The 25,721-nt window shown below is 54.7% G+C and carries 16 protein-coding genes; 4 read left to right on the top strand and 12 right to left on the bottom strand.

Annotation, left to right across the window (positions count from 1 at the left end; genetic code table 11):
* The first annotated feature begins 119 nt into the window (after nt 1-119).
* On the top strand, nt 120-2,504 hold the full coding sequence (locus ACTJIK_RS23235) for an ABC transporter permease (protein ID WP_440649935.1): 2,385 nt from the start codon (nt 120-122) through the stop codon (nt 2,502-2,504).
* 69 nt (nt 2,505-2,573) lie between these two features.
* A complete protein-coding gene (locus tag ACTJIK_RS23230; RefSeq protein ID WP_440649934.1) occupies nt 2,574-3,218 on the top strand; it encodes a hypothetical protein in 645 nt (214 codons plus the stop codon).
* Here ACTJIK_RS23230 and ACTJIK_RS23225 read toward each other — a convergent pair whose 3' ends face one another.
* From ACTJIK_RS23225 to ACTJIK_RS23170, 12 genes are all read right to left on the bottom strand, one after another.
* On the bottom strand, nt 3,219-3,794 hold the full coding sequence (locus tag ACTJIK_RS23225) for a YdeI/OmpD-associated family protein (RefSeq protein WP_440649933.1): 576 nt from the start codon (nt 3,792-3,794) through the stop codon (nt 3,219-3,221).
* Between the two features lie 57 nt (nt 3,795-3,851).
* The gene (locus ACTJIK_RS23220) at nt 3,852-4,934 is read right to left on the bottom strand and encodes a family 10 glycosylhydrolase (RefSeq protein WP_440649932.1); all 1,083 of its coding nucleotides are present in this window, start codon (nt 4,932-4,934) and stop codon (nt 3,852-3,854) included.
* The gene (locus ACTJIK_RS23215; protein WP_440649931.1) at nt 4,927-6,003 is read right to left on the bottom strand and encodes a carbohydrate-binding family 9-like protein; all 1,077 of its coding nucleotides are present in this window, start codon (nt 6,001-6,003) and stop codon (nt 4,927-4,929) included. The genes ACTJIK_RS23220 and ACTJIK_RS23215 overlap by 8 nt, the downstream gene beginning before the upstream one ends.
* A 73-nt stretch (nt 6,004-6,076) precedes the next feature.
* On the bottom strand, nt 6,077-7,594 hold the full coding sequence (locus ACTJIK_RS23210) for a hypothetical protein (protein ID WP_440649930.1): 1,518 nt from the start codon (nt 7,592-7,594) through the stop codon (nt 6,077-6,079).
* A gap of 211 nt (nt 7,595-7,805) precedes the next feature.
* The gene (locus ACTJIK_RS23205; protein ID WP_440649929.1) at nt 7,806-9,383 is read right to left on the bottom strand and encodes a RagB/SusD family nutrient uptake outer membrane protein; all 1,578 of its coding nucleotides are present in this window, start codon (nt 9,381-9,383) and stop codon (nt 7,806-7,808) included.
* Between the two features lie 92 nt (nt 9,384-9,475).
* Nucleotides 9,476-12,793, bottom strand: coding sequence for a TonB-dependent receptor (locus tag ACTJIK_RS23200; protein ID WP_440649928.1), 3,318 nt, complete (start codon nt 12,791-12,793; stop codon nt 9,476-9,478).
* A 190-nt stretch (nt 12,794-12,983) separates the two neighbouring features.
* Entirely contained in the window at nt 12,984-14,168 is a 1,185-nt protein-coding gene (locus ACTJIK_RS23195) for a FecR family protein (RefSeq protein WP_440649927.1), read from the bottom strand.
* A 312-nt stretch (nt 14,169-14,480) separates the two neighbouring features.
* The gene (locus tag ACTJIK_RS23190; protein WP_440649926.1) at nt 14,481-15,071 is read right to left on the bottom strand and encodes an RNA polymerase sigma factor; all 591 of its coding nucleotides are present in this window, start codon (nt 15,069-15,071) and stop codon (nt 14,481-14,483) included.
* 99 nt (nt 15,072-15,170) lie between these two features.
* Nucleotides 15,171-16,289 carry a hypothetical protein gene (locus tag ACTJIK_RS23185; RefSeq protein WP_440649925.1) on the bottom strand — a complete coding sequence of 373 codons (1,119 nt, stop codon included), beginning with the start codon at nt 16,287-16,289 and terminating at the stop codon, nt 15,171-15,173.
* On the bottom strand, nt 16,286-16,924 hold the full coding sequence (locus ACTJIK_RS23180; RefSeq protein WP_440649924.1) for an ABC transporter ATP-binding protein: 639 nt from the start codon (nt 16,922-16,924) through the stop codon (nt 16,286-16,288). Before ACTJIK_RS23180 ends, ACTJIK_RS23185 begins: the two co-directional genes overlap by 4 nt.
* A gap of 5 nt (nt 16,925-16,929) precedes the next feature.
* Nucleotides 16,930-17,841: a serine hydrolase gene (locus tag ACTJIK_RS23175; RefSeq protein WP_440649923.1), complete on the bottom strand. Its 912-nt coding sequence runs from the start codon at nt 17,839-17,841 to the stop codon at nt 16,930-16,932.
* A 39-nt stretch (nt 17,842-17,880) separates the two neighbouring features.
* Nucleotides 17,881-18,288, bottom strand: coding sequence for a response regulator (locus ACTJIK_RS23170; protein WP_440649922.1), 408 nt, complete (start codon nt 18,286-18,288; stop codon nt 17,881-17,883).
* A gap of 117 nt (nt 18,289-18,405) precedes the next feature.
* Between ACTJIK_RS23170 and ACTJIK_RS23165 the strand changes: the two genes are divergently transcribed.
* Together ACTJIK_RS23165 and ACTJIK_RS23160 are read left to right on the top strand one after the other, a co-directional pair.
* Nucleotides 18,406-24,447: a HAMP domain-containing protein gene (locus ACTJIK_RS23165; protein WP_440649921.1), complete on the top strand. Its 6,042-nt coding sequence runs from the start codon at nt 18,406-18,408 to the stop codon at nt 24,445-24,447.
* 19 nt (nt 24,448-24,466) lie between these two features.
* Nucleotides 24,467-25,687: a sensor histidine kinase gene (locus ACTJIK_RS23160; protein ID WP_440649920.1), complete on the top strand. Its 1,221-nt coding sequence runs from the start codon at nt 24,467-24,469 to the stop codon at nt 25,685-25,687.
* Nucleotides 25,688-25,721 lie beyond the last annotated feature (34 nt).

Raw genomic sequence — 25,721 nt, 5'->3', positions numbered from 1 at the left:
GTAACTGAACCGGACAACTATTGTACCAAAACCGAACAGTTATGATTTTTACTTAATGCGTAATACCCTAAAACAAACCCATGCGCGACTCTGGCATTTTCTTGGCAGCCTCCGGCGGTATGATTAAGAACTACCTCAAGATCGCCTGGAGAAATCTCCTGAAGAACAAAATGTTCTCGCTGATCAATATCGCGGGGCTGTCCATCGGTATGGCTGTTGCCCTGCTGATCGGCCTGTGGATTTGGGATGAAGTGACTTACAGCCGCCAGCATGAGAACTACGACCGTATTGTGCAGGTCATGCAGCACCAAACCTTTAATGGGCAAACAAACACACAAACCGCCGTGCCCTATCTCATCGGGGATAAGCTCAGGGAAGAATACGGCGGCGACTTCAAATACGTGGTGATGGCTGGCTGGACGTACGGGCATGTGCTGGCCTACAACGGGAAATCTCTCCTCAAAACGGGGAATCATTTCGAGCCGGCTTTCCCGGAAATGCTTTCTCTTAAAATGCTCAAAGGTTCCCGCGACGGCCTGAAGGACGCTAATTCCATCCTGCTTTCCGCCAGCACCGCCAAGGCCATATTCGGCGATGCGGACCCGATAGATAAGATCATGCGGCTGGACGACCAGTCGGACGTGAAGGTGACGGGCGTGTACGAAGACCTTCCTTACAACTCTGCGTTCCGTGAACTGGAATTTATGGCGCCCTGGCAGCTATACATCAATACTTCGCCCTGGATCGGGGAAATGGAGAACCCCTGGCGCTCCAACTTCACGCAAACGTATGCCCAGCTGGCCGACAATGCCGATCTGGCCGTTGTTTCGGCCAGGATAAAAGACGTCAGGCTGCGGAACGTGCGGCCGGAACAAAAGATCCATAAGCCGGTAGTGTTCCTGCACCCCATGAGCAAATGGCATCTTTACTCCGACTGGAAAGACGGGAAAAATACCGGCGGAAGGATACAGTTCGTGTGGCTCTTTGGTATCACCGGTGTGTTTGTGCTGTTGCTGGCCTGCATCAATTTTATGAACCTGAGCACCGCGCGTTCCGAAAAACGCGCGAAGGAAGTAGGTATCCGCAAAGCCATCGGTTCCATCCGCGGGCAGCTGGTAACGCAGTTCTTCAGCGAATCGCTGCTGCTGGCGGCGATCGGGTTTGTACTGTCCTTATTGCTGGCTCAGGCCAGCCTTTCCGTATTCAACGATGTGGCGGACAAAAAGGTCAGCCTGCCTTTGCTGAACCCGGTATTCTGGATGCTCGGCCTCGGCTTCACCTTTATTACAGGGTTGCTGGCCGGCAGTTATCCCGCTTTGTATCTTTCTTCCTTCCAGCCTATAAAAGTCCTGAAAGGCACTTTCCGCGCGGGCCGTTTTTCCGCGATGCCGCGCAAAGTGCTGGTGGTATTGCAATTCAGCGTATCGGTGATACTGATCATTGGCACCATCGTCGTGTTCCGGCAGATCCATTATGCGCAGAACCGGCCTATCGCTTACGAGCGCGAAGGACTGCTGGAAGTTCCCATGACCACACTGAGCATGCTGGATAAGTTGGACCTGATCAGCGCCGACCTGATCAATTCGGGCGCGGTAACCGCCGTAGGAATGTCTAACAGCGGCCCGACCGCCATCAATGCGGTCAACAACGGTTTCACCTGGAAAAACATGCCGCCTGACGCGCAGGGCAATTTTGCGCAGGTAGATGTTTCGCATGATTTCGGGAAAGCGGTGAAGTGGCAGATCATTGCCGGTCGTGATTTTTCCCGCGACTTTTCAACCGATTCGTCTGCCATGATCCTCAATGAATCCGCGGTTAAATTCATGGGCTTGAAAAACCCTGTCGGGGAGATCATCAGGAAAGATGGCGAAACCTATACCGTGATAGGCGTCGTGAAAGATATGGTGATGCAGTCTCCATACGAACCCGTGTTCAGAACCATTTTCACGCTCGACCCAAAGAATACCGGCGTCATTAACCTGAGGCTTAATCCGTCCAGATCTCCGGCTGAATCCCTTGCAAAGATCGAGGCCGTGTTCAAAAAATACAATCCGGGCTCCCCGTTCGAGTACAAGTTCGTGGATGATCTCTACGCCACAAAATTCGACAATGAACGGCGCATCGGCAGGCTGTCCAGCTACTTCGCCGTGCTGGCGATCTTCATCAGCTGCCTGGGCCTCTTCGGCATGGCGTCTTTTATGGCGGAGCAAAGGGTGAAAGAGATCGGGGTGCGCAAGGTACTGGGCGCCTCGGTGTTCGCTTTATGGCGCCTGATGTCTAAAGACTTCGTCATGCTGATCATTATCGCACTGGTGATAGCCGTGCCGCTGGCTTATTATTTCATGCAAAAATGGCTGCTGCGTTACGACTACCACACCGAGATCTCGGGCTGGGTGATTGGCGCTACCTGCCTCGGCGCTTTGGCTATCACTTTGCTCACAGTCAGCATCCAAAGCATCAGGGCCGCAAGGATGAACCCGGTTAAAAGCCTGCGCTCCGAATAAAAGATTCTTTCAAATTTGATAACAGGGCTGTTCCGCAGGGAACAGCTCTTTTTTTGCTAATTTCGCGGCATGAAAGCTATATCCGCTGTTTTGTTTTTCCTCAGCCATCACCCAGGCTGGTCGTTTCCCATTCTCGCCATCCTCTTCATTTCCATCGGCCTTCTCCGCAAGAAAGTGTGGTACGTTATCCCGGCTTTCCTCGTACCGATGGCCAATATTTTCTGCGCGCACATGCTCAACGCCTGGTTCCTGAACGCTTACGGCGTACTGAGCACCGCCGTGATCACGCATGAGGAGCAGACCAATTCAACGCTCAACGACAATTATATCTGGGACTATGATGCCCTGGTCAAAACGCAGGACGGGAAAGATGTGATAACGGGATTCTCCACCATGTCCGCCGCCATTTACCCCATCCGCAACACGATACTCATACCGCCCATGGGCGAGCCCTTTATGGTGAAGTTCATTCCCGGTTATGAAAAAAATTTCGTGATCCTCAGCGACGAATCGCTGTATGGAAAAATGCGGGCGATCTATGAAAGAAAGGAGCCTGTGGAAAAAGCGCGGAGGATGTTTGAAGCCAGTCCGGCTAACGAGGAATTTAAACAGGCATACCTGAAAGCGATGCAAACGTTCGTTGAAGACCCGGCGAATGCGCCGGACAGCTCGGGCATTCAATACTACAAGGCAATGCTTTCCGGCATGCAGTGATTACTTCGCGCGGATGTTCTCCGCGGCTTTGGCTACGGTCTCTTCTATCCGTTTCTGCCGCGTTTCCGGCCTTTTGGCCAGCGCTATCCATTCAAAAATGGTCCGTTTGGTGGAGGGAGGGAATGCTTCGAAATGTTTCAGGGCGGTTTTGTTTTTGGAGAATAATTTCTTCAGATCGTCCGGCATTACTTTATTCTGCGCATCCACGAGGTTGTCCCAGGTGCCGGATTCCTTCGCCAGGTCTATCATTTCCTGCCCTTTTTTTGTCATCAGCCCTTTTTTGATCATCTTGTCCACGCGTGTGCGGTTGGAATTGCTCCAGTTGCTCTTTGGCTTGCGCGGCGTGAACATGATGTAGCGCGAGGCTTCATCGCGGCGGTTTGCCCAGCCGTCTATCCAGCCGTAGCACAGCGCGTGCTCAACGGCTTCTTCATAAGGCAAACCTTCCACCCCGCTGTCTTTGCGGTAGAATATAACATGAACGGCACTTTCTTTATCGCCGTGCTTGCTGAGCCAGTTGCGCCATTCTTTTGCGTTCCTGGGGTGAAATGTGGGCTTGCCTTTGAACGTTTCCATGTTACATCCGGTTTACGACAAAAGTAAAACAGGGGTTTGACAACCGTATGTCAGGAGTCAGGAAGCAGATTCCCGGAGAATTTTCAACAGCTCCGGCGACAGCGACCCAAAGATGGACACGCCCGCGGCACCGTTCCCGATGGCCAGCCTGATGCCTTCCCTGATATCCGCTTCGTTGCCTTTAAAATCCGGCAGGAAAAGCCCGGCATACAGCGGGAACCGGCCGTTCAGCGCTTTCACGCCTTCGTTCACCGCATCGCCGATCCATTGCACGCCTTCGCTGTAAAACCCATGGTAGATCATCGGGCAAACGGCGTCCAGCGGCCAGTTCACCCAGTCCTGCCGCACAATGCGCTTTGCTATCTCAGGCGTGGGGAAGACCGCCGCGGTAATGGGCTTTTTATGATTGCGCGCCACGCCGGCCATATTGCTGACGATCTGCGTGATACTGTCGTAACGGAACTTGCGCCAGGAAGGACTTTGATCCGGATGCTGCATCTCCAGCGGATCTGTTCCATATTGCTGCTGGTATTTCCCGCGGCAGGATTTGCAGTAACAGAAATCATATTCCGGCAGCTCGCGGCTCTGGTCTATGCCATATTTCGCCCAGAGGTTCACCGGCAGTATCACGTCCACGAAACGGATATAATCCAGGTGAAGGCCGTCTACATAGTCTTTGGATAATATCTGTTCCGCCTGCGCCTTCAGGTAATCCGCCACGCCCGGCTTGTTGGGGCAGAGGAAGCGGTAATAATCCACGTAAGGCGGCTTGTCCGCGCAGGATTCGCCTTTCCTGTTCTCGGAAAAGTATTGAGGATGTTTGGCCACCAGCTCCTTATCCGGCCGGTTCATCGTCCAGAACCAGCGGTGGGCGGCTACCCCGGCATCTTTGGCGGCTTTGAAATGCAGCTCGCTGTCTTCCTCAAAATAGATCACACCAATGCCGGCTTCCCTGTAAGACGTATACCGTTGCTTCAGTTCCGCAGCCGTGTCTTTATGATTGGGATTGATCCATACGCGGTGCCGTACTTTGGCCGGGGCTGCCGGTTTCAGCACATCCGCGGCTTTGGAGGCGATGCCGGGCTCGATCATGGCGAGGCTTCCCAGCCCCAGCGATTTGATGAAATTCCTTTTATTCATGTCGGGACGTGATTTTTCCTTCCTGGTTGATGATTGTTTCAAAGCCCGCATCCTTCACCGAGGCGGTGAACTGCAGGGAGGTCGCTTCTATGACAGGGACCAGCGGCAGGTCCGTTAAACCCAGTGTGGCAGCGTCTTTCGCGTACTGCCTGTTTTGGCGGCGGTATTGCTGCTGGCGGTGGTATATTTCCCACAGCATGTTCCGTGCCGCAACGGTAGCGGGCTCCCGGAAGGGCACCGGCGTTGGCGAAGCGCTGAATTGCAGGTAACCCCATCTTTCCGGCGCATGCATGTTGATGATGCCCTGCGGAGACCATACCCAGTTATACTCAGGCGTACGGGGCTTTTTGATGTATTGGCCGTTGCTGATGTCCGCCTGCCACTGCACCCTGGAAAAGTTGATGCGCCACAGGCCGCCGTCTTCCGGCACGATGCGCGAACGGTAAGCGCCAAGCGCTTTAAAAGGGATGGCCATTTCCACGGTCCAGGACTGGTCTTTATCACCGGGTTTGTTAAGCGTGCCGTTCACCTGCACTGCCGTGCGGAGGCCTTTCGTGTCCCAGTTCATGATTGCGCCGCCGCCGTTGCGGTAAGGCTTTGGCATGAAGAGGTCCATCACCGTGTTCAGCGCGTTGATCTCAATTTCATAATACTGGTGCGTATCGCCGTCCGGATCGATGAATACTTCGAAATCGTTATCCTGGAAAATAATGGTATCGTGCTGGCGGAGGGTAGCCCAGGCGTCGGGTTCGGTAAGCTCCGCGAAGATGTAAAGGTGCTGGCTGTTCCACAGCATTTTGATGCGTGTGCGGTGAAGGGGCGCGGGTTTGCTGTTGCCTTCGATGTCCGTGAAGTCTTCAGACCAGGGGGCTTTGTTCCAGGCGCTTTCGCCGGGCCTGCCGTCTATGCGGATGGAGTCCTTTGTCTGGTAGCAGATGTAGTGGCGGGGAGTTTCTTTGAAGGCCCCGAAGTTGACGGAAAAAGTCTGTCCTGCCGCCATGGGAACACCTGCCAGCAAAAGCGCCAGCACCAGGCCGGAATGGATCATGAATAACCTGAAAACACGCATGGCTTAAATATAATCAATCGGCGTTTTTTACAGCTGTTATTCTGGATAAGCGGGGCGGTGAAGGGCGACGAATTTATTTCTTCCCCCGCTGCTTCAGCTGCGCGAAATAAAGCGACCCCGGCTGCAGCCCTTCCTCATTCTGCTCTTCCCAAATACCATCCGGACGGCCTTTCAGACGGCCTTCCACTTTATTGCCTTTCAAGCCGATGCTATAATTTTTCCCGGACGCCCATGGGTTCTGGATAGCAGCGCTTTTTACCGTGCAGTTCCAAACCACCTGCGTAACGCCCGCCCAGCCATGGCCGCTACCCCAGTTGCCGCGGTCCTGTACATTGATCTCGCCATCCGTCACGATGTTGTCGTACAAAGTGCCGCTGGCCCAGCGGTGATGCGGGCCTATATCCGCGTGCGTGCGTTTGGCGGTGCAGTTCACGAACACGTTCGGGCCACAGGTAAGGGCGCCTGTAACATAGTCGTGGCGGCCGTCTGTGGCATGGCAGTCCATGAACAGGTTCAGCTGGCCGTCGTTGTTGAAAGAATAACGGCGGCTGCCGGTGATGACGGATTTATGTTCGAAACAGTTGCTGTTCACAACAGTGATATTTTTCGCGCTGCGGTTCAGGTTCACGCAGCTGTAGCCGAAGTAACGGGCCGTAACACCTTTCACCCAGCAATGCTCTGCCCGCTCTATGGCAATGGCATCCCAGCCATGGTTCTCCGCGGTATCGGATGCAAACACGGATTCGCAGGTAAGGTTTTCAACGCCGCATTCCGCAATGCGGCCTTCGAACGTGTATTTGTACAAAGCCCCGCCTCCATACTTCGCTTCCATCGCCATCACAACAGGGTTGTCCAGGAATACTTTTTTGCCTTCCACCCTGGTAACCGTTCTTTCGTAACGCAGATCATACGAAGCAGGCTCCCATTGTTTGGTGCCGTTGCGGGCCTCTATCTGGTCCATTTTGATGTCTGTGATCCATTGGGCGGTGCCGGGCCTGAAGAGAATCACTTTGTCTCCCGCTTTGAACTTCCCCGCATCCGCCACTTCAACGCCAAACGCGCCTACCGGCACATACGCATCAGTAATGGCAGTGCGCGTGCCAGGCACTTCGGAAATCTCTCCTTTACCGGCGATCCTGATCAGTGAAATTTTCCTGCTGGCGGTCGCTATCAATTTCGCGCCCTCTTCGCCGCGCAGCACGATGCCGCCGGTGTTGATGCGGAGGTTGTCCGGGATCTTGTATGTGCCTTTTTTGAGCAGCACCGCGCCACGGAACCCGTTGCGGTCGGGCGTTCTCTGCGCCACTTCGTCTATGGCCGCCTGGATCAGGTCCTGGTCGTTGTCTGTACCGGAAGGCGATACTTCTTTCACGACCGGCAACACCGGCAACGGCTTATTGCCGTAATGGTACCCTACCCTGCTGAAGTCGGGGATGATATCTCCTTTTTCATCGGGGATGTATTGCAACACTCCTCCTTTTACTTTAATGAATTTGCTTTCCCAGTCTTTCGCACGGGGCGCAAAAAAGGTAAAGGCTGCCGCGCCGATCATCATCACCGGCACAATGGCATTTCTGGCTATTTTTTTCATAACATGGATTGCTTCTGGTTATTGCTGCATCGTCCGCAGGAAGTGATAATGCCTGCTTTAAAGCTTCGAAATATAATCATTTTCCCAAATCGGCCGCAGCGCATTTTATCCGGGTGAAAATAAAGTCATGCTATGTTAAATTACTATGCTTCAAACAAAAAAAGGCTGGCCTTTTTACGGCCAGCCCAATATGATCCTGTAGAACGTGTGCTTAGTAATTCGGGTTCTGCACCAATTTCCTGTTGATGTCTATTTCCTTCTGGGGAACAGGCCAAACGTAGTGAATGCTCGCGTCAAAGAGGCGGTTTTCCACCAGCTGGTGGCCCGCGGTGAAGGTCACCTTACCGTTCGTGGCGTCCACTTTGCCCTGCCTCGCGCCGTACACGGCTCCTTTGCGCACCTGGTCGCCGGTCTTCCAGCGTTTGATGTCGTACCAGCGCAGGCCTTCCAGCGCCAGTTCCACCCTTCTCTCCCTGCGCACCAGCGTTCTCATGGAAGCCTGTGTATTGTATGCCAGGCGGTCCGTTGCAGGCATACCGGCGCGTAACCTCACTTTATCGATGGCCTCGTACACGCTGTTGTCTATCACCCCGCTCTCGATCTTCGCTTCGGCGTACATCAGCAGCACGTCCGCATAACGGATCAGGATCATGTTCAGGCCGGTGTTCCACATGTCCGTATAGTCGGAGAGGTTAGCAATGAATTTTTTCGGCAGGTAGCCGGTCTTGGAATTGTTGTCTCCCAGCATAAAGTCGCTGGAAGCCGGATCGATCGGGTTATAATATTTACCGTCGTACAGCATGCCGGGGTAAATGATACTGGCTGAAAGGCGCGGGTCGCGGTTGGTATACGGGTCGTTCGCGTTATAGCCTGATGCAGGATCGGTGATGAGCTTGCCGTTCTTCATTTCATAGGCGTCCACCAAAGCCTGGGTAGGATCAATGGAGCTCCAGCCGCCTGAAGAAGAGGTAGGCATGATGCCGATGTTGCCGTTGGCATAGTCGTTCTCTTTGTACTGCATGTCCAGGATCACTTCCACGTTATTTTCGTTCTGGATGCGGAACAGGTCCTGGTAGCCGGGGAACAGGCTATAGCCCAGGCCCATCACTTTCTCGCAGTCCGCAATACAGCCGGCGTAGTTGCCCATGTACAGCTGCAGCCTTGCACGCAGGGCATAAGCGGCGCCGCGCGTGATGCGGCCGATGTCGGAACCGGAATAGGACGGCTCCAGCTGCGGCGCAATGGTGGCCAGCTCGTCGAGGATGTATTTCTGTACTTCTGCGACGGGCGTACGGGTAACGGCGTTGGCCTCGGCAGTGGTGAGGGTTTTGAGCACCAGCGGAACGTCTCCGTACAGCTGCGTGAGCGTGTAGTACTGGTACGCTCTCAGGAAGCGGGCCTCAGCCTTGAAGCGGGTTTTAAGCGCTTCGTCCATCGGCGTTTTGTCCACGTTCTCCAGGAACCAGTTGCATTTCTGGATGGTCTTGAAGTTCCAGCGGTTGGTCACATTCCCGTCTGACGGAGTGAGCGAACCGTTGCCGATGTTCATATACCCTTCCCAGAGGAACTGGCTGTAAGCATTGTCTGACGCGCAATCCATGTAGAGGACGTTGTAGCTGTCTTCCCAGTCGCGGTAACACCCGTTGAGAGCGGCGCGGGCGTCTGCTTCGGAGGTCCAGAGGGATTCGTTGCTGTAAGCGTCTTCCGGGATGCGGTCCAGGAAGTCTTTGTTACATGCGGTGAGTAGCGTGCCTGATATGGCTATGAGATATAATAATTTCCTTTTCATCCGTTAAAGTTTATCTTTTTAATTGCCGGGTGGAACCTCGCATTAGCATGCCCGGTTTCATCCGTTAAAGTTTCTCTTTGCTGCATGCAGCCTTAAAAAGTTACGTTTAAGCCAACGGTGTTCACTTTCACCTGCGGGTAATAATAGATGCTGCTGGTGGAAGGCGCTTCCGGGTCTATCCAGTCGTACAGGCCGCTGAAGGTGAGGATGTTCTGGCCGCTGTAGAATACGCGGGCCTTTTTGATCCCGATCCTGTCCAGCAGGCTTTGCGGTATGGTGTAACCTACCTGGAGATTTTTCAGGCGGAGGTACGATGCGTCTTTTACCCAGAAGGAAGAAGGCATGCTGGACGGGTCGTTCTGCTGCTGGGTAGACAGTACCCTGGGCAACGGCGCTGAAGTGTTGCTTTCGCTCCAGGTGTTCAGCATGGCGGAAGTAGGCTTGCCGGAGCTTGCGCTGATCTGTCCTATCTTGCCGGCGTCGATGTAAGTCTTCACGCCGGACGCGCCCTGGAAGAACACCATCACGTCTATGCTTTTCCATGAACCGCCGAGGTTCAGGCCGTAAGTCACTTTCGGGTAATAATTGCCGAGATACTGTTTGTCTTTGGTATCGATCACTTTATCCCCGTTCAGGTCTTTATACTTCAGGTCGCCGGGCTGTGTGTTGGCGGATTGTTTGGCGTGGGCGGCAATTTCTTCTTTGGACTGGAAGATGCCTTCAGCCACATATCCCCACAGCGCATTGATGGGCAGGCCCTCTTGTTTGATCGTGTAGCCTGAAGGGCCGCCTGATACGTATTCCGTGATCTCGTTGTTGATGAAGGAGGCATTGGCGGTGGCGTTCCAGGAGAAATCGCCTTTGCTGTCAGTGTAGCCTGCGGTAAATTCCCATCCTTTGTTCTCCACTTTACCCGCGTTCTGCGTAGGCGCATTGAGGCCGTAAGCCGCGCCGATGGGCAGTTCTATCAGGATGCCGCGGGTGTTCTTTTTGAACCAGTCCGCCGTGAGCGTAAACTTCCCGCCGAGGAAAGATGCGTCGATACCCACATTGGTCTCAGCCGTGGTTTCCCACATCACCAGGGGGTTCGCCCCGTTCACAGGCGCAATGCCGTTGCCGATGATCGCGTTCGATCCGCCGAACACATAGTTCTGCCCTGCGTTAAAGGTCGGCAGGTACGGGTAATACGGATAGGTCGGGTAATCTGCATTGTCGGAGAGTATCTGGTTGCCCAGCTCGCCCCAGGAAGCCCTGAGCTTCAGGGCGGACACTACGTCTTTAACGGGCGTGAAGAAGTTCTCCCGGTCTATGTTCCAGCCTGCGGAGAAAGACGGGAAATTGCTCCAGCGGTTATCCGGTGCAAACCTGGAAGAACCGTCGCGGCGGATGTTCGCTTCAAAAAGATATTTCCCGTCGAAGTCGTAGTTGATGCGGCCGAAGAAGGAACGCAGCGCCGATTCGTAGGCATAACCTTCTGCGCGCTGACCGTCCGCGGAACCAAGATTGATCTGACCCAGCTGGTTATTCAGCAGGCTTTTACGGAAACCTTCGTTGAAGGTATATTTCGTGTATTCCTGGAAATAACCGGCCATGGCCTTCAGGTTATGTTTGCCGAAGGAATGGCTGTAGTCCAGCAGGTGCTGGAAAGTAACGACGTTGTTGGTGGTATTGCCGTCGGTAACGGAATTGGGGCCCTGGTAAAAGGTCTTTTCACCTGCGGCGTTGTAATACTGGATGTCTGCAACAAACGACTTGGTAGTGCCCGTACGCATCACGTAAGCCATGGAGGGTTTGAAGTGCAGCCCTTTCAGTATCTCCCAGTCTGCGCCTACATTACCCAGCAGGTCCGCATAATTCTCATGGCCGTAGCTGGGCGATTCGAGCCATGCTGCGGGGTTGCCGTCGCCGATGCTGCCGTAGTGCCCGTTGGCGTATTTATAAGGAACAATGGGCGAAATGCGGTTGAACTGTCGGATGATCTGCGTAAAGTCCGGCACGCCGGGATAGCTGGCCTGCGGCTCTTTTGTAATGGAATAAGTGTAAGCCAGGTTGCCGAATACTTTCAGCCGGTCGGTCAGGTTCTGGCTGATGTTGAAACGGGTCGTGTAACGTTTGGCGTTCGTTTCTTTCATGATGCCATTCTGGTCGTACATACCGAGGGAGAAAGAGTACTGGCTTTTATCGGAGCCGCCGCTTACGCCCAGGTAATAGTTCTGCTGGATGCCGTTGCCTTTGTAGGCGATGTCCAGCCAGTCTGTATTCGGGTAGTTGAAAGGATCGGAGCCGTCGCGGAATTTGCTGATCTGCTCATCGGTGTAACGAACGGGCTTGCCTTCATTTTTCAGCGCCTGGTTGTAGAGTGTGGCGGCCTGCCATGAAGGAAGGAAATCGGGCAGCGCGGTGGCGTTCTGCTTGCCCACATAGGTGTTGAACACGATCTGCGGGGCGCCTTTTTTTCCTTTTTTGGTGGTGATGAGGATCACGCCGTTGGCCGCGCGTGAGCCGTAAATGGCTGCTGACGCGGCGTCTTTCAGTACGGAAATGGTCTCAATATCGTCTGGGTTCACATTGTTCATGGATGAAATTACGCCGTCTACCATCACCATGGCGTTGGCGTTGTTGAGGGTGCCGATGCCCCTTACGCGGATAGTGCCTGCGTCTTTACCGGGCTGGCCGCTGTTGGCCGCGGTCACTGCCACGCCGGCCATGGTGCCCTGCAAGGCGTTAGACACGCTGGTCACCGGCCTGTTTTCCAGCTGTTTGGAATTGACGGTAGCCACGGAACCGGTGAGGTTCACTTTTTTCTGTACGCCGTAACCCACTACCACCACCTGTTCCAGGTCGCTTTGTTTGGGTTCGAGCACTACGGAAATTTCTTCCTGGGTTACCGGCACTTCTTTGGACTGGAAACCGAGCAGCGAGATCACCAGCACGGCGCCGCTTTCCGCTTCGATCTGGAAAGCGCCGTCAGCATCGGTGAGCACCCCTTTCTGTGTACCCTTGATCACCACCGTGGCAGCGATCAGGGGTGCGCCGCTAATGTCCTTCACCGTGCCTTTCACCTTGAGGGGCGGTTTGGCGGCGGCTTCGGTGACCATGGCAATGGCGCCGGACACGGCTTTTTCTTTCACGATCACCATGTCGTCCATCAGCGTGTAGATGAGCGGCTGGTTGCGGAAGCAGATGTCCAGCACCTCGCGGATGTTGGTGTTCTTTACGGAAAGCGTGACCGGCGTTGATTTCGCCAGCTGCTTCGCAGTGTAAACGAACGTGTATCCTGTTTGTTTTTTGATCGCGCGGAATACTTTGTCTAACGGAGCATTCTTTTCAGATAACGTGACAGTCTGGCTGATAGTTTTTGCGCTTACGCACATACAAACAGATAAGAGTAGTACAGCGGTGAGTTTCATAACCCGCAATTTTTTGTTAATTCCCTTCGGGAGGGAGGCACAAAGGAGCTTTAAATGCATAGATTTGCATAGTTTGAGTGAACCAATAAAACTGTGTTTCGATAAGGGGATAATTGGATAAGCTCGGACGTTTTCAGCGCCCTGCGGACCAGGCAGGGCGCGTTTTATTCCGATCTTACCGGACCTTCTTTTATTTCAGTATCATTATTTTTTTTCCTTCGATCTTAAACTTCACCTTCCCTGTCAATTCCAGTGCTTTCAGCACATCCGATATTTTTTTGTTGCGCGGCACGTCCACGAAAAACAGGTCGTCGATATCTTCCACCGCCTGCACTTCCACGTCGTACCAGCGGCTCAGCTGGCGCATAACCGTTTCGATGGGGGCGCCTTCGAATACGAAACGCCCGTTCTTCCAGGCCATTGTTTCCGCTATATTCACGTTGGCATCTACTGTCATTGTACCGCCCCGCGCCACTTTCGCCTGCTGGCCGGGACTGATCACGCGGCTGCTGCCGCCCGCGTTCACCTTTACGCTGCCTTCCAGCAGGGTGGTGCGCACTATCTTATCATCGCCGTAAGCATTCACGTTGAAATGTGTGCCCAGCACTTCCAGCTTCACATCGTTCACCTGCACCAGGAAGGATTTGCGTTTGTCTTTCGCTACTTCCAGGTACACCTCCCCTGTGATCTGCACATTCCGTTCGCTGCCCGTAAAAGCGGTGGGATAAGTGATGGACGATGCGGCGTTCAACCAGGCTTTTGTACCATCCGGCAGGGTGAGCTGGTATTCTCCACCCCTGGGCGTGCTCATGGTATTGTAAAGCGTTTCCCCTGCCGTTTCGCCGTTTGCATTGTATACGATCTGCCCGCCGGCCTGCTTGCTGATGCTGGTGCCGCCCTGTTGCGCCAGGATGCCGTTCGCAGCGCTGTCCAGCACGATCTGCTGCCCGTTGGAAAGGGTGAGCACGGCTTTGGTACTGCCGGGCGGCACGTCGTTGGTGATGGCGGCCGTTACGGTTTCCTGCTTTGAGCCGGAGTTGTACCAGTAATACATACCGGCGCCGGCCACGAGCAGGATGGCGGCCGCTGCAGCAAAACGTTTCAGGAAGCGGAACCGTGCCGGCACGGCATTACCGGCGGCGGCCTCCCCCGCGTTGGCGTACAGGTTGCCGATAATGCGGTCCAGGGCAGGATCCGCCTGTTCCTTCAGCGCTGCATCGGGTTCGTAACGCTCCCAGGCTTCTTCCAGTTCTTTCTTCAACACGTCATCCCCTTCCGCCTGGTTTACCCATGCAGCCAGCTCTTCCTTTTCCGTAACGGTAATGGAACCTTCAAAAAAGCGCGTAACGAGATATTGGACCCTGGCGTCAGACATATGGTTGAATGTTTTTTCAATAACGGGATGGCTTGCCCCTGTAATCCAATAAGACAACCGGGAAAACAAACAGGCATAGTCCGGGTGAAAAAAAATATTCCGTCATTGCCGGGGAGCTGGCGCAAGCCTGAGCGCGGGCCGACTTTTGCCGGTGCAGTACGCGGCTATTATAGCCAAATGCCAGAAATATTGTGAAGAATAAGGCGTTTTAGAGGTATGTTATGGAGTCAGGTGTCTATCAGGGCACAAGTCGGCTCACGCGCAACCGCCAGCGCCTCAGACTTGCGCCAGCTTACGGTGAACGTTGTCTTATCAGTTACTAAAAAAAGGTAATAGCAGGAGCAGGTACATGGTATCCAATGAGTTGGGATACTGGTGCATATGTTTGCGCAGGGTGCGCAGCGCCTGGATCATATGGTTTTTAACCGTGCCGGTGGTGATGTGCAGCCGTTTGGCAATTTCTTCGTGTTTGATGCCTTCTTCGCGGCTGAGCAGGAAGACCATCTTTTGCTGGGGCGGCAATTGCTGGATGGCGTTGTGAAGGCGTTCCTGCGTTTCTTTCAGCGCCAGGTGGCCCTGCGGGGTGAAGGTTGCATTGGCCGGGGCTTCCGCCAGTTGTTTGAGGATGACCACTTCGCGGGCCATGCGTTTAAAACCGTTCAGGGCCTGGTTCTGCGCCATGCGGAACACGTAGCTGCTGAAGCGTTCCACTTGCAGAAGCAGTTCCCGGTCTTTCCACAACTTTTCAAAAATATCCTGTACCACATCTTCCGCTGAAGCATGAGAGCCGGTAAGCCTGAAAACAAAACCGTACAATTTATATTTATATCCGTGGAAAAGCCTGGTAAATGCCAATTCGTTTCCACCTGCCGCAAGCTGCAGCAACTCCTTCTCTGATTGCATATCCGTAGACAATGGAATAAATGCTGTTGGTCTGCAACAAATTTATCAAGAAAAAGCATTTACACCCACTTTTTTTGACACACATATAAACCGATGATGCTATGATCCTGGTTCTACATATGTTTCATACCGGCGAAAAAGGTAGAAGAACAGGCCCGCAGAAACCGGCAGCATAGCTGCCACCGCCAGCCAGGCATAACCTCCCAGCATCATGAACAGCACCACGAAACAGGTCAGCAGCACATACCGCATATGTATTTCCGCGTTCATCTTCGGGAAAAAAAGCAGGCAGCGGAAAAGCAGCAGCATGGAAACCGCCAGCGCAAAACAGGTGAGCAGCGCGGGATACGGGGTTTTGTTCGCCGCCATGATCACCATTTCGGGGAGGAAGAGGATGATGTAAATGCCCGCCAGGCGCAGGTAATGCCGCCCCAGCGGCTGCGGCAGCTGGCGCAGGAAGGCGAGATAAGTATCGTCGAAGCTGCGGTGCTGCATCATCAGCTGCCCATGCGTGATCACGCAGAGCATAACGCCCAGCAGCACTCCCCTGATGTCGAATCCGCCGGTTTGTTGCAGCAGGTAGAACGTAAGCCATAAAAGCCCCGCGCAGGCCAGCTTTACGCCCAGGATGCGGCGCGGGTAATTGGTGAGCAGCTCGTAGATAAAATAAAGCACCGGCGGTTTGGTGAAACGCCGGTTCAGCCAGCGCTGCAAATGCCCGGTGAAAAAAGTGACGTCCGGCCGGAGGAGCTTGCGCTCGTACACCAGCAGCGGCCAGGCCAGCATCAGGAGATTAAACACAACGATCAGCAGCGATGAAAGGAAGAACTGGTGCAGGATGCCCAGCACTACCGCAACGCCGGAATATACCAGCACCGGCAGGTAAATGCCTGCATGGATCAGCAGCCACAGGCGCAGGCGCGCCGGTTTTTCCAGGCTCCCCAAGGTTGGATAAAGGAATTCGAATCCCTGCGTCTGCAATATTTTCAGCACAAAACCCGCGCATTTCAACGCGTACAATGCCCACAACACCAGCACTACCGCCAGGAAGCGCGCGCCGCCCAGGAAACCGAGCATCAGCGAACGGTGATAGCTCACAAGGCTGCCGCCATCCACCACGCCGAACAGGAGATAAAAAAGCACGAGGAAAAAAAGCGTGTTCTGGATGTAGAACCGCTGCACGAAGATCTTCTGCAATATCCCCGCTACCGCTCTCATAACAGTTTTATGGTTTTATCCGCCACCCGCAAAGTGCCGCTCACCGGCAGCTCCGCCTGGTCCAGCGGCTGGTGGGAAGTGATGCAGAAGGTGACGCCTTTCGCGTGGTATATCCTTACCAGGTCATACAGCACGGCCAGCGCCTGCGCATCGATCGTGATCAGCGGTTCATCGAGCAATACCAGTGCCGGATCGCCGGTAAAGGCCAGCAGCAGCGATAATTTCTTCAGCATCCCGCTGGAGTAGGTACTTACCGCGTTATGCATGTAAACGTTCACACCTAAACGCTCACCCAGCTGCCGGATATACTCCCGGCCGCCGCCTTTCGTGCCAAGGTACAGCTCCAGCAGGTCGCGGCCTGTGAGGAAGGAAGGATACAAAGGCTCTGCTTCGGCATAATTGATCATCCGCCGGAACTGCACGGGCTGGCTGCGGCTGCTCACATTCCCCCGCAGGGTGATCTCTCCTTTGAAAGGTATGAGCCCGGCCATTACTTTCATGCAGGTGGTTTTACCCGCGCCGTTCTCCCCCTGCATCCAGTAAATGCCGGGCGGCAGCTCCAGCCGCGGGATATCCAGTACCGGGAAGTCCTGGTAACTTTTCTGTACATTATGCAGCGTAATGATCTCAGGCATTCCGGTCATTTTTTTAAAACATCCCACGACGGTTTCCAATCGCTCCTGGGTTCATAATATGCCCAAAGATAGGCGCTCACTTTGCGGATCAGCTGAACGGCTTCGTTGTCTTCTTCCCAGCGCTGGTCCTTGATCCCTTTTGTACCCACGTAAAAAACATAATCACCATGCGGCGCGTTCACCAGCGCCAGCTCAGAGCGCGATTCGTTCACCGAGCCCGTTTTGGCCGCTACCTGTACATACGGCGGTACTTCCGAAATGGCCTGGTTGTCGTAATATCCTTTCGTCATCAGCCGGTACATCTTTTCGCTGGCGCTTTTGCTGATTACTTCTCCCTTCCGGATCTTCAGCAGCAGCAGGCTCATTTCGCGCGGGGTGGTCTGCCCCCAGCCGAACACTTTCCGGTTCTCCTCGCGTCCCGGCGTGCGGGAATTCACCCGCGTATCTTTTAATCCATATTGTTCCAGCAATGCATTCACCGCCGCGCCGCCGCCGGCCAGCGACTGGTTCCAGAGCGAAGTGGTATTGTCGCTGTACGCCATCATGAGCGCGGCCAGCACGCTCACCTCGGTTTCGGAGCTGTCTTTGAAGAACTGCATCAGCCCCGATCCGCCGTACTTCGCGGAATCGCGGTACACCAGCGGCTGGTTCCATTTCAGTTCCCCTTTATCGATCTTGCTGAACAGACCCACCAGTAACGGCACTTTCACGATGCTGGCGGTAGGGAAAATAGTGTCCGCGTTCACAGCGGCATAACGCCCGCTGGGCACATGCAGCACATACACGCCGGCAGTACCTTTGAATTCGCCCACCATGGCGGCGAGCGCTTCCTCCAGCTTGCGGTCGGGCCTGCGCTCCTGGGAATATAACGCGCACGGGAGTATTAAAATAAATAACAGGCTGATGATCTTCTTCATGAGCAGGGATTTGTACATACCCTCAAAATAGAAAAAGATTCAGAGAAAAGACAGGATATGGCGGGCAATGGCGAGGTACGAGGCCAGGTCGCTGGGTTTGGCGATATAATCCTTTGCGCCCAGTTCCAGGCAGATAGAACGGAAAACGGGAGAATTGGAGGTGCTCCAGATGATCTTGGGAATATTTTTGAGCCGTTCGTCCGGCTCCAGCAGCTGCATGATCTCCGCACCGTTCAGTTCGGGAAGATTGTAATCCAATACGATCAGCGACGGCAAACCTTCATCCGGCTGCTTTTCCAGCCAGGTCATAAATGTTCTGCCATTAGGCATGCAAACAAGTTGCATGTGCGGGGCTACCTCCCGGAAGGCAAATTGCAACATCTCCTGATCGTCCTGGTCGTCTTCGGCAAGAACGATGAATTTAGTTGCGTGGCCTGGAAATTGCATATATGCAAATGTTGAATATGGTTGACGCACAAATTTAACACTTGTTTCGACATTGCGAAACCCGTATATGCATTGCTAATAAAATAATATCGACCTATACGCGCTAATTCCTTTACAATGAACACACGGAAAAAAACCGGGGAGCCCGCCGCGCCCAAAACCCGAAGTGTGGAGAAAATTCCTCAACCTACTTCTGCAAACGGTCACGAAACATTAGATCCAAGCCAGCTTCTCCAGGTCTTAACAGAGGTCAGGAATGGGAATTTCGCGGTCCGCATGCCGGCGGATAAAACCGGGCTCAACGGCAAGATCTGCGACCTGATGAACGAGATCATCTTCCTGAACGAAACCTTGGTAGATGAGCTGCACGTGGCGCGCAACACTATCGGCAAGCAGGGCAAGCTGAACCACCGGGTGATGATGCCCCGCACCGCCAGGGGCTCCTGGCATAACGCCGTGGGCTCCATCAATACCCTTATCTCCGACCTGGTGCACCCCACCATCGAAATAGCGCATGTGATCAGCTCCGTGGCCAAAGGCGACCTTTCCAGGGAGATGGCCCTGCAGATAGAAGGCAGTCTTCTCCAGGGCGAGTTCGCCCGCATTGCCACCGAAGTGAACGGCATGGTGAAGCAGCTCAACGCCTTTTCCATGGAAGTAACCCGCGTGGCGCGCGAAGTGGGCTCAGAAGGAAAGCTCGGCGGCCAGGCCAAAGTAAAAGATGTGGCCGGCGTTTGGAAAGACCTCACCGATTCCGTGAACCTCATGGCCGGTAACCTCACCGCACAGGTGCGCAACATCGCGGATGTGACCACCGCCGTGGCCAAAGGCGACCTGTCCAAAAAGATCACCGTGGACGTGCAGGGGGAGATCCTCGAACTGAAAGACACCATCAACACCATGGTGGACCAGCTCAACTCCTTCTCTTCCGAAGTAACGCGCGTGGCACGTGAAGTGGGTACAGACGGAAAGCTCGGCGGCCAGGCCGAAGTAAAAGGCGTGGCCGGCACCTGGAAAGACCTTACCGATTCCGTGAACCAGATGGCCTCCAACCTTACCGGCCAGGTGCGCAACATCGCCGAAGTGACCACCGCTGTGGCGCGTGGCGACCTCTCCCGTAAAATCACCGTAGACGTAAAAGGAGAGATCCTCGAACTGAAAAATACCATCAATACCATGGTGGACCAGCTCAATTCCTTCTCCTCCGAAGTAACGCGCGTGGCGCGTGAAGTAGGTTCAGAAGGAAAGCTCGGCGGCCAGGCTACCGTAAAAGGCGTGGGCGGCGTGTGGAAAGACCTGACCGAATCCGTGAACCAGATGGCGGGCAACCTCACCGCACAGGTGCGCAACATCGCCGAAGTGACCACCGCCGTGGCTAATGGCGACCTTTCCAAAAAGATCACCGTAGATGTGGCAGGCGAGATCGCCGAGCTGAAAAAGACTATCAATACCATGGTGGACCAGCTCAACTCCTTCGCCTCCGAAGTAACCCGCGTGGCGCTGGAAGTGGGTACAGAAGGAAAGCTCGGCGGCCAGGCTAAAGTGCAGGGCGTGGGCGGCACCTGGAAAGACCTTACCGATTCCGTGAACCAGATGGGATCCAACCTTACCGCGCAGGTGCGCAACATCGCCGAAGTGACCACCGCCGTGGCTAACGGCGACCTGTCCAAAAAGATCACCGTGGACGTGGCGGGCGAGATCGCCGAGCTGAAAAAGACCATCAACACCATGGTGGACCAGCTCAACTCCTTCGCCTCCGAAGTAACCCGCGTGGCGCTGGAAGTGGGTACAGAAGGAAAGCTCGGCGGCCAGGCCAAAGTGCAGGGCGTGGGCGGCACCTGGAAAGACCTTACCGATTCCGTGAACCAGATGGGATCCAATCTTACCGCGCAGGTGCGCAACATCGCCGAAGTGACCACCGCCGTGGCCAAAGGCGACCTGTCGCGCAAGATTACGGTGGACGTAAAAGGAGAGATCCTCGAACTGAAAAATACCATCAACACCATGGTGGACCAGCTCAACTCCTTCGGCTCCGAAGTGTTCAGGGTGGCGCGGGAAGTGGGCTCAGAAGGAAAGCTCGGCGGCCAGGCCAGCGTGCCCGGCGTGGAAGGCCTCTGGAAAGACCTTACCGATTCCGTAAACATCATGGCCTCCAACCTTACCTCGCAGGTGCGCAACATCGCCGAGGTGACCACCGCTGTGGCCAACGGCGACCTGTCCAGGAAAATTGAAGTGGACGTGGCCGGGGAGATACTTGAATTGAAGAATACCATCAACACCATGGTGGAGCAGCTGCGCGCATTCGCTTCTGAAGTGACCCGTGTGGCGCGCGAAGTAGGTACCGAAGGGAAGCTCGGCGGCCAGGCGAACGTGCCCGGCGTAGGCGGCACCTGGAAAGACCTTACCGATTCCGTGAACATGATGGCCGGCAACCTCACCGCGCAGGTGCGTAACATTGCGGACGTAGCCATTGCCGTGGCCAACGGGGATATGAGCCGGAAGATCACCGTGGACGTGCGCGGCGAGATCCTCCAGCTGAAAGAGACGCTCAACACCATGGTGGACCAGCTGCGCGCATTCGCCTCCGAAGTGACCCGCGTGGCGCGTGAAGTAGGTACAGACGGCAAGCTCGGCGGCCAGGCCTTTGTGCCGGGCGTAGCCGGTACCTGGAAAGACCTGACCGATTCCGTGAACAACATGACCGGCAACCTCACCTCCCAGGTGCGCAACATCGCTGAAGTAACCAAGGCCGTGGCCTCCGGCGACCTTTCCAAAAAAGTGACCATCGACGTAAAGGGCGAGATCTTCGACCTCAAAAATACCATCAACACCATGGTGGACCAGCTCAACTCCTTTGCTTACGAAGTAACGCGCGTGGCGCGTGAAGTGGGCACGGAAGGTAAGCTGGGCGGCCAGGCGGAAGTGCAGGGCGTGGCCGGCACCTGGAAAGACCTTACCGACTCCGTGAACATGATGGCCTCCAACCTCACCAACCAGGTGCGCGGCATCGCCAAAGTGGTAACCGCCGTGGCAACCGGCAACCTCAAACAGAAACTTTCCATCGTTTCCCGCGGCGAGGTGGCGCAGCTTACGGAAACCATCAACGAAATGATCGATACCCTGGCCGTGTTTGCGGACCAGGTGACTACCGTGGCCCGCGAAGTGGGCGTAGAAGGCAGGCTGGGCGGGCAATCCAGCGTACCGGGCGCATCCGGCATATGGAAGAACCTCACGGAAAACGTGAACCAGCTGGCCGAGAACCTCACCACGCAGGTGCGCGCCATTTCCGCGGTGGCCTCCGCCGTAACCAAGGGCGACCTCACACAGATGATCCGCGTGGAAGCGAAAGGCGAAGTGGAACAGCTGAAAGACACCATCAACCAGATGATCGCCAACCTGAAAGAAACCACGCAGCTAAACCAGGAACAGGACTGGCTCAAATCCAACCTCGCTACCTTCACGCAGATGCTGCAGGGCCAGAAGGATCTGCATACCGTAACCAACCGCATCCTGACGGAGCTGGCCCGCGTGGTGAATGTGCAGAAAGGCATGTTCTACGTACTGAAGCAGGACGAAAACGCGGCGCTGCCCACGCTCAAGCTGCATGCCTCCTATGCCTGCGGCGAAGAATCGCACACCACGCGCGAATTCGCGCTGGGCCAGGGCCTGGTAGGCCAATGTGCGCTGGACAAAGAGCGCATCCTGCTCACCAATGTGCCGGGAGACTACATCAAAATAAGCTCCGGCCTCGGCGCCGCGCCGCCGCTGAACCTGATCGTGCTGCCCGTGCTCTTCGAATCGCAGACCAAAGCCGTGATAGAGCTTGCTTCATTCGATACCTTCAGCGAAACCCACCTGGACTTCCTGAGCCAGCTCACCGAATCCATCGGCATCGTACTGAACACGATCGAGGCCAGCTCCCGCACGGAAGGCCTGCTGGCACAGTCGCAGTCGCTGGCAGACGAGCTGCGTAAAGCGAACGAAGAACTGCAGGACAAAGCGCACCTGCTCGTGAAACAGAAGAACGAAGTGGAAGAGAAGAACAAGGAAGTGGAAGAAGCCCGCAAATCGCTCGAAGAAAAAGCCGCGCAGCTGCAGCTCACCTCCAAATACAAATCCGAGTTCCTCGCCAACATGAGCCACGAGCTGCGCACCCCGCTCAACTCCCTGCTGATACTCGCGCAGCAGCTCTACGAAAACAGCGACGGCAACCTGAACGACAAGCAGGTGCGTTACGCCAAAACCATCCACAGCTGCGGCGACGACCTCATCCAGCTGATCAACGACATCCTGGACCTTTCAAAGATCGAGTCCGGCTACATTTCCACCGACTTCATCAAAGTGCGTTTCCAGGAAGTGATCACTTTTGTGGAAACCACCTTCAAACATATTTCCGAAAGCAAGAACCTGCGCTTCAGCATCGAGCTGGACGAGAGGCTGCCGCAGATGCTGGAAACCGACGTGCAGCGCCTGAACCAGATATTGAAGAACCTCTTGTCCAACGCTTTCAAATTCACCGAAAAAGGCGAAGTAAAGCTGCGGGTGTACATGGCGGACCACAACTGGAAGATCCCCAACGACAGCCTCGAAACCGCGGGGCAGGTGGTGGCCTTCGAGATACGCGATACCGGCATCGGTATTTCGAAAGATAAACAGAACATCATCTTCGAAGCCTTCCAGCAGGCGGAAGGCTCCACCAGCCGCAAATACGGCGGCACCGGCCTCGGCCTTTCCATCAGCCGCGGGCTGGCGGACCTCCTGGGAGGTTCCATCGAACTGGTCAGCGAAACCGGCATGGGCAGCACTTTCACGCTCTTCCTGCCATTGCTCAACAGCCAGACCATCGTGCGCAGGGAAAAGCCGCGCAACCCGGCCTTCCATACCTTCGAGGCGAGCGTGAAACCCACCGAGACCATAGACCTGGAAGGCCTCAACGAGATCATTAACGAAATAGGCGACGACCGCAACAACATTGCCGACGGAGATAAAGTGGTGCTGATCATCGAAGATGATGTGCGCTTCGCGAAGATCATGCAGGAAAAAGCGCATGAAATGGGCCTCAAAGCAGTAGTGGCGGTCAGCTTCGGCGAAGTGTTCGATCTCACCAACAAATACAACCCCATTGCCGTAACCCTGGACGTGAAGCTGCCCGACGCCAGCGGCTGGCGCATCCTGGACCTCTTCAAGAACGATTTGAACCTGCGGCACATCCCCATCCACCTCATTTCCGGCGAAGAGAACCGCCTGCTGGCCATGCAGCGGGGCGCGCGCAGCTTCAACCTCAAACCGCTCAAAGCCGAAGCGCTCACCGTGCTCTTCCAGAAAGTGCTGGAGCAGCATGAGCAGAAAAAGAAACGTGTGCTGGTAGTGGAAGACAACCAGCCGGATGCTTCGCAGATCGCCAGGATACTGGAAAACGGCGAACTGATATACCTCGATTTCGTGGAAGACGGCCAGCGCGCCCTGGAAAGGCTGAGCACCAACACCTACGACTGCATCATTGCCGATTACATGCTGCCCGATGTGGAAGGTTCCGATCTATTTGCCAATATACAGGCCTCCAACCGGCAAAATACCACGCCGCTTATCGTGTATTCAGCCAAAGATTTCACCTCCGCGGAAAAATCGAAGCTGAAACAATATGCCAACAAGATCCTGCTGAAAGACGTGAACTCGCTGGACCTGCTGCTGGAAGAAACTATCCTGCAGCTGCACATCAACCACCATACGCTGCCGGAAGAAAAGCGGAAGCTGATAGAAGACCTCCGCTCGCAGAAAGATGTGCTAAGCAGTAAGAATGTGCTGGTGGTAGACGATGATGTGCGCAACCTCTTTGCCCTCACCACGGCATTCGAGAAGTACCACATCAATACCATCACGGCTGAAAGCGGCCAGGAAGCCATGAACATACTCGGTGAAAAAGATCATATAGACATTGTGCTGATGGATATCATGATGCCGGAAATGGACGGCTACGAAACCATGCAGAAGATCAGGCGGGAACATAAGAACAACGCATTGCCCATCATAGCCGTTACGGCGAAGGCCATGAAGGGAGACAGGGAAAAATGCCTGGAAGCGGGCGCTTCTGATTATATTACGAAGCCGCTGAAAATAGACCAGTTGTTATCGCTCATGCGGGTTTGGCTTTACAGATAAAAAAAAATTTAGCCCGGTCATGAACAAAGCTGTTAAAATATTGATCGTAGACGACCGGCAGGACAACCTCCTGTCTATCGAGACCATCCTCGAAAAGGAGAACTATTCCATCGTAAAAGCGTCCTCCGGCAGGGCCGCGCTGAAGGCGCTGCTGCAGGATACCGATTTCTCGCTCATCCTCATGGACGTGCAGATGCCGGACATGAACGGTTTTGAGACCGCTTCGCTGATTTACCAGCGCGAAAGGCTCAAGAATATTCCCATCATTTTCATTACCGCGCACAGCCATGAAGAAGAAGCCATTTACAAGGGCTACAACGTTGGCGCGGTGGACTTCATCCATAAACCCCTGAATCCGCAGCTGCTGCGCATCAAAGTGGGATTGTTCGTAGAACTGTACCAGAAAACGCATTCCCTGCAGGAACAGGAAAAAAGCCTGCTGCAGGCCAACGCACTGCTGCAAAAGGAAATACAGGAAAGGGAAGCCTCCGAAATGAAAGTGCTGGAACTGAACCGCCAGCTGCACCGCAGCAATATCCACCTTAAAAAAGTGAACGAGGAGCTGGACCGCTTTGCCTACGTGGCTTCGCACGACCTGCAGGAGCCGCTGCGGAAGATCAGGGTGTTCACAGACCTCATCAGCACGAAAAAAGACAGCGCGCAGGATGTGGACCGCTACATCTCCAAAATAGGCGATGCCGCCGCACGCATGCAGCAGCTGGTAGACGACCTGCTGCGCTTCTCCCGCCACTCCGCCCAGGGCCGCGACTACGTAACGGCGGACCTGAACGAGATCGTAAAAGAAGCCGTATCGGAACTGGAGATCGCCATACAAAGCAACCAGGCCAGCATCCAGGTGGACCCGCTGCCCTGCATCCCCGTTATCCCCACCATGATCCGCCAGGTATTCAACAACCTCATCAGCAACGCCATCAAGTTCAGGAAAAAGAACGTGATGCCGGTGGTGCACATCTATGCGCGCAAAGCGCCGGAACTGAACCCCACGCCTTTCTACCAGATATTCGTGGCGGACAACGGCATCGGGATAGACAACCGTTACCTGGAAGATATTTTCGCGGTGTTCAAGCGGCTGCACAGCTACCATGAAATTGAAGGAACGGGCATAGGGCTTTCCATCTGCAAAAAGATCATGGAACATCACAACGGCACCATCACCGCCACCAGCGAGGTAGACCATGGCACTACCTTCATCATCGGTATTCCGGAAAAACAATCCTGATCATTTTACGGCAACAAAAAATCCCTACCGCCCG

It is taken from the genome of Chitinophaga sp. 22620, from assembly GCF_052044405.1.
Classification (GTDB): Bacteria; Bacteroidota; Bacteroidia; order Chitinophagales; family Chitinophagaceae; genus Chitinophaga.
Note: the sequence above shows the minus strand (reverse complement) of the source record. Positions and strands in the feature narration are given on the sequence as shown.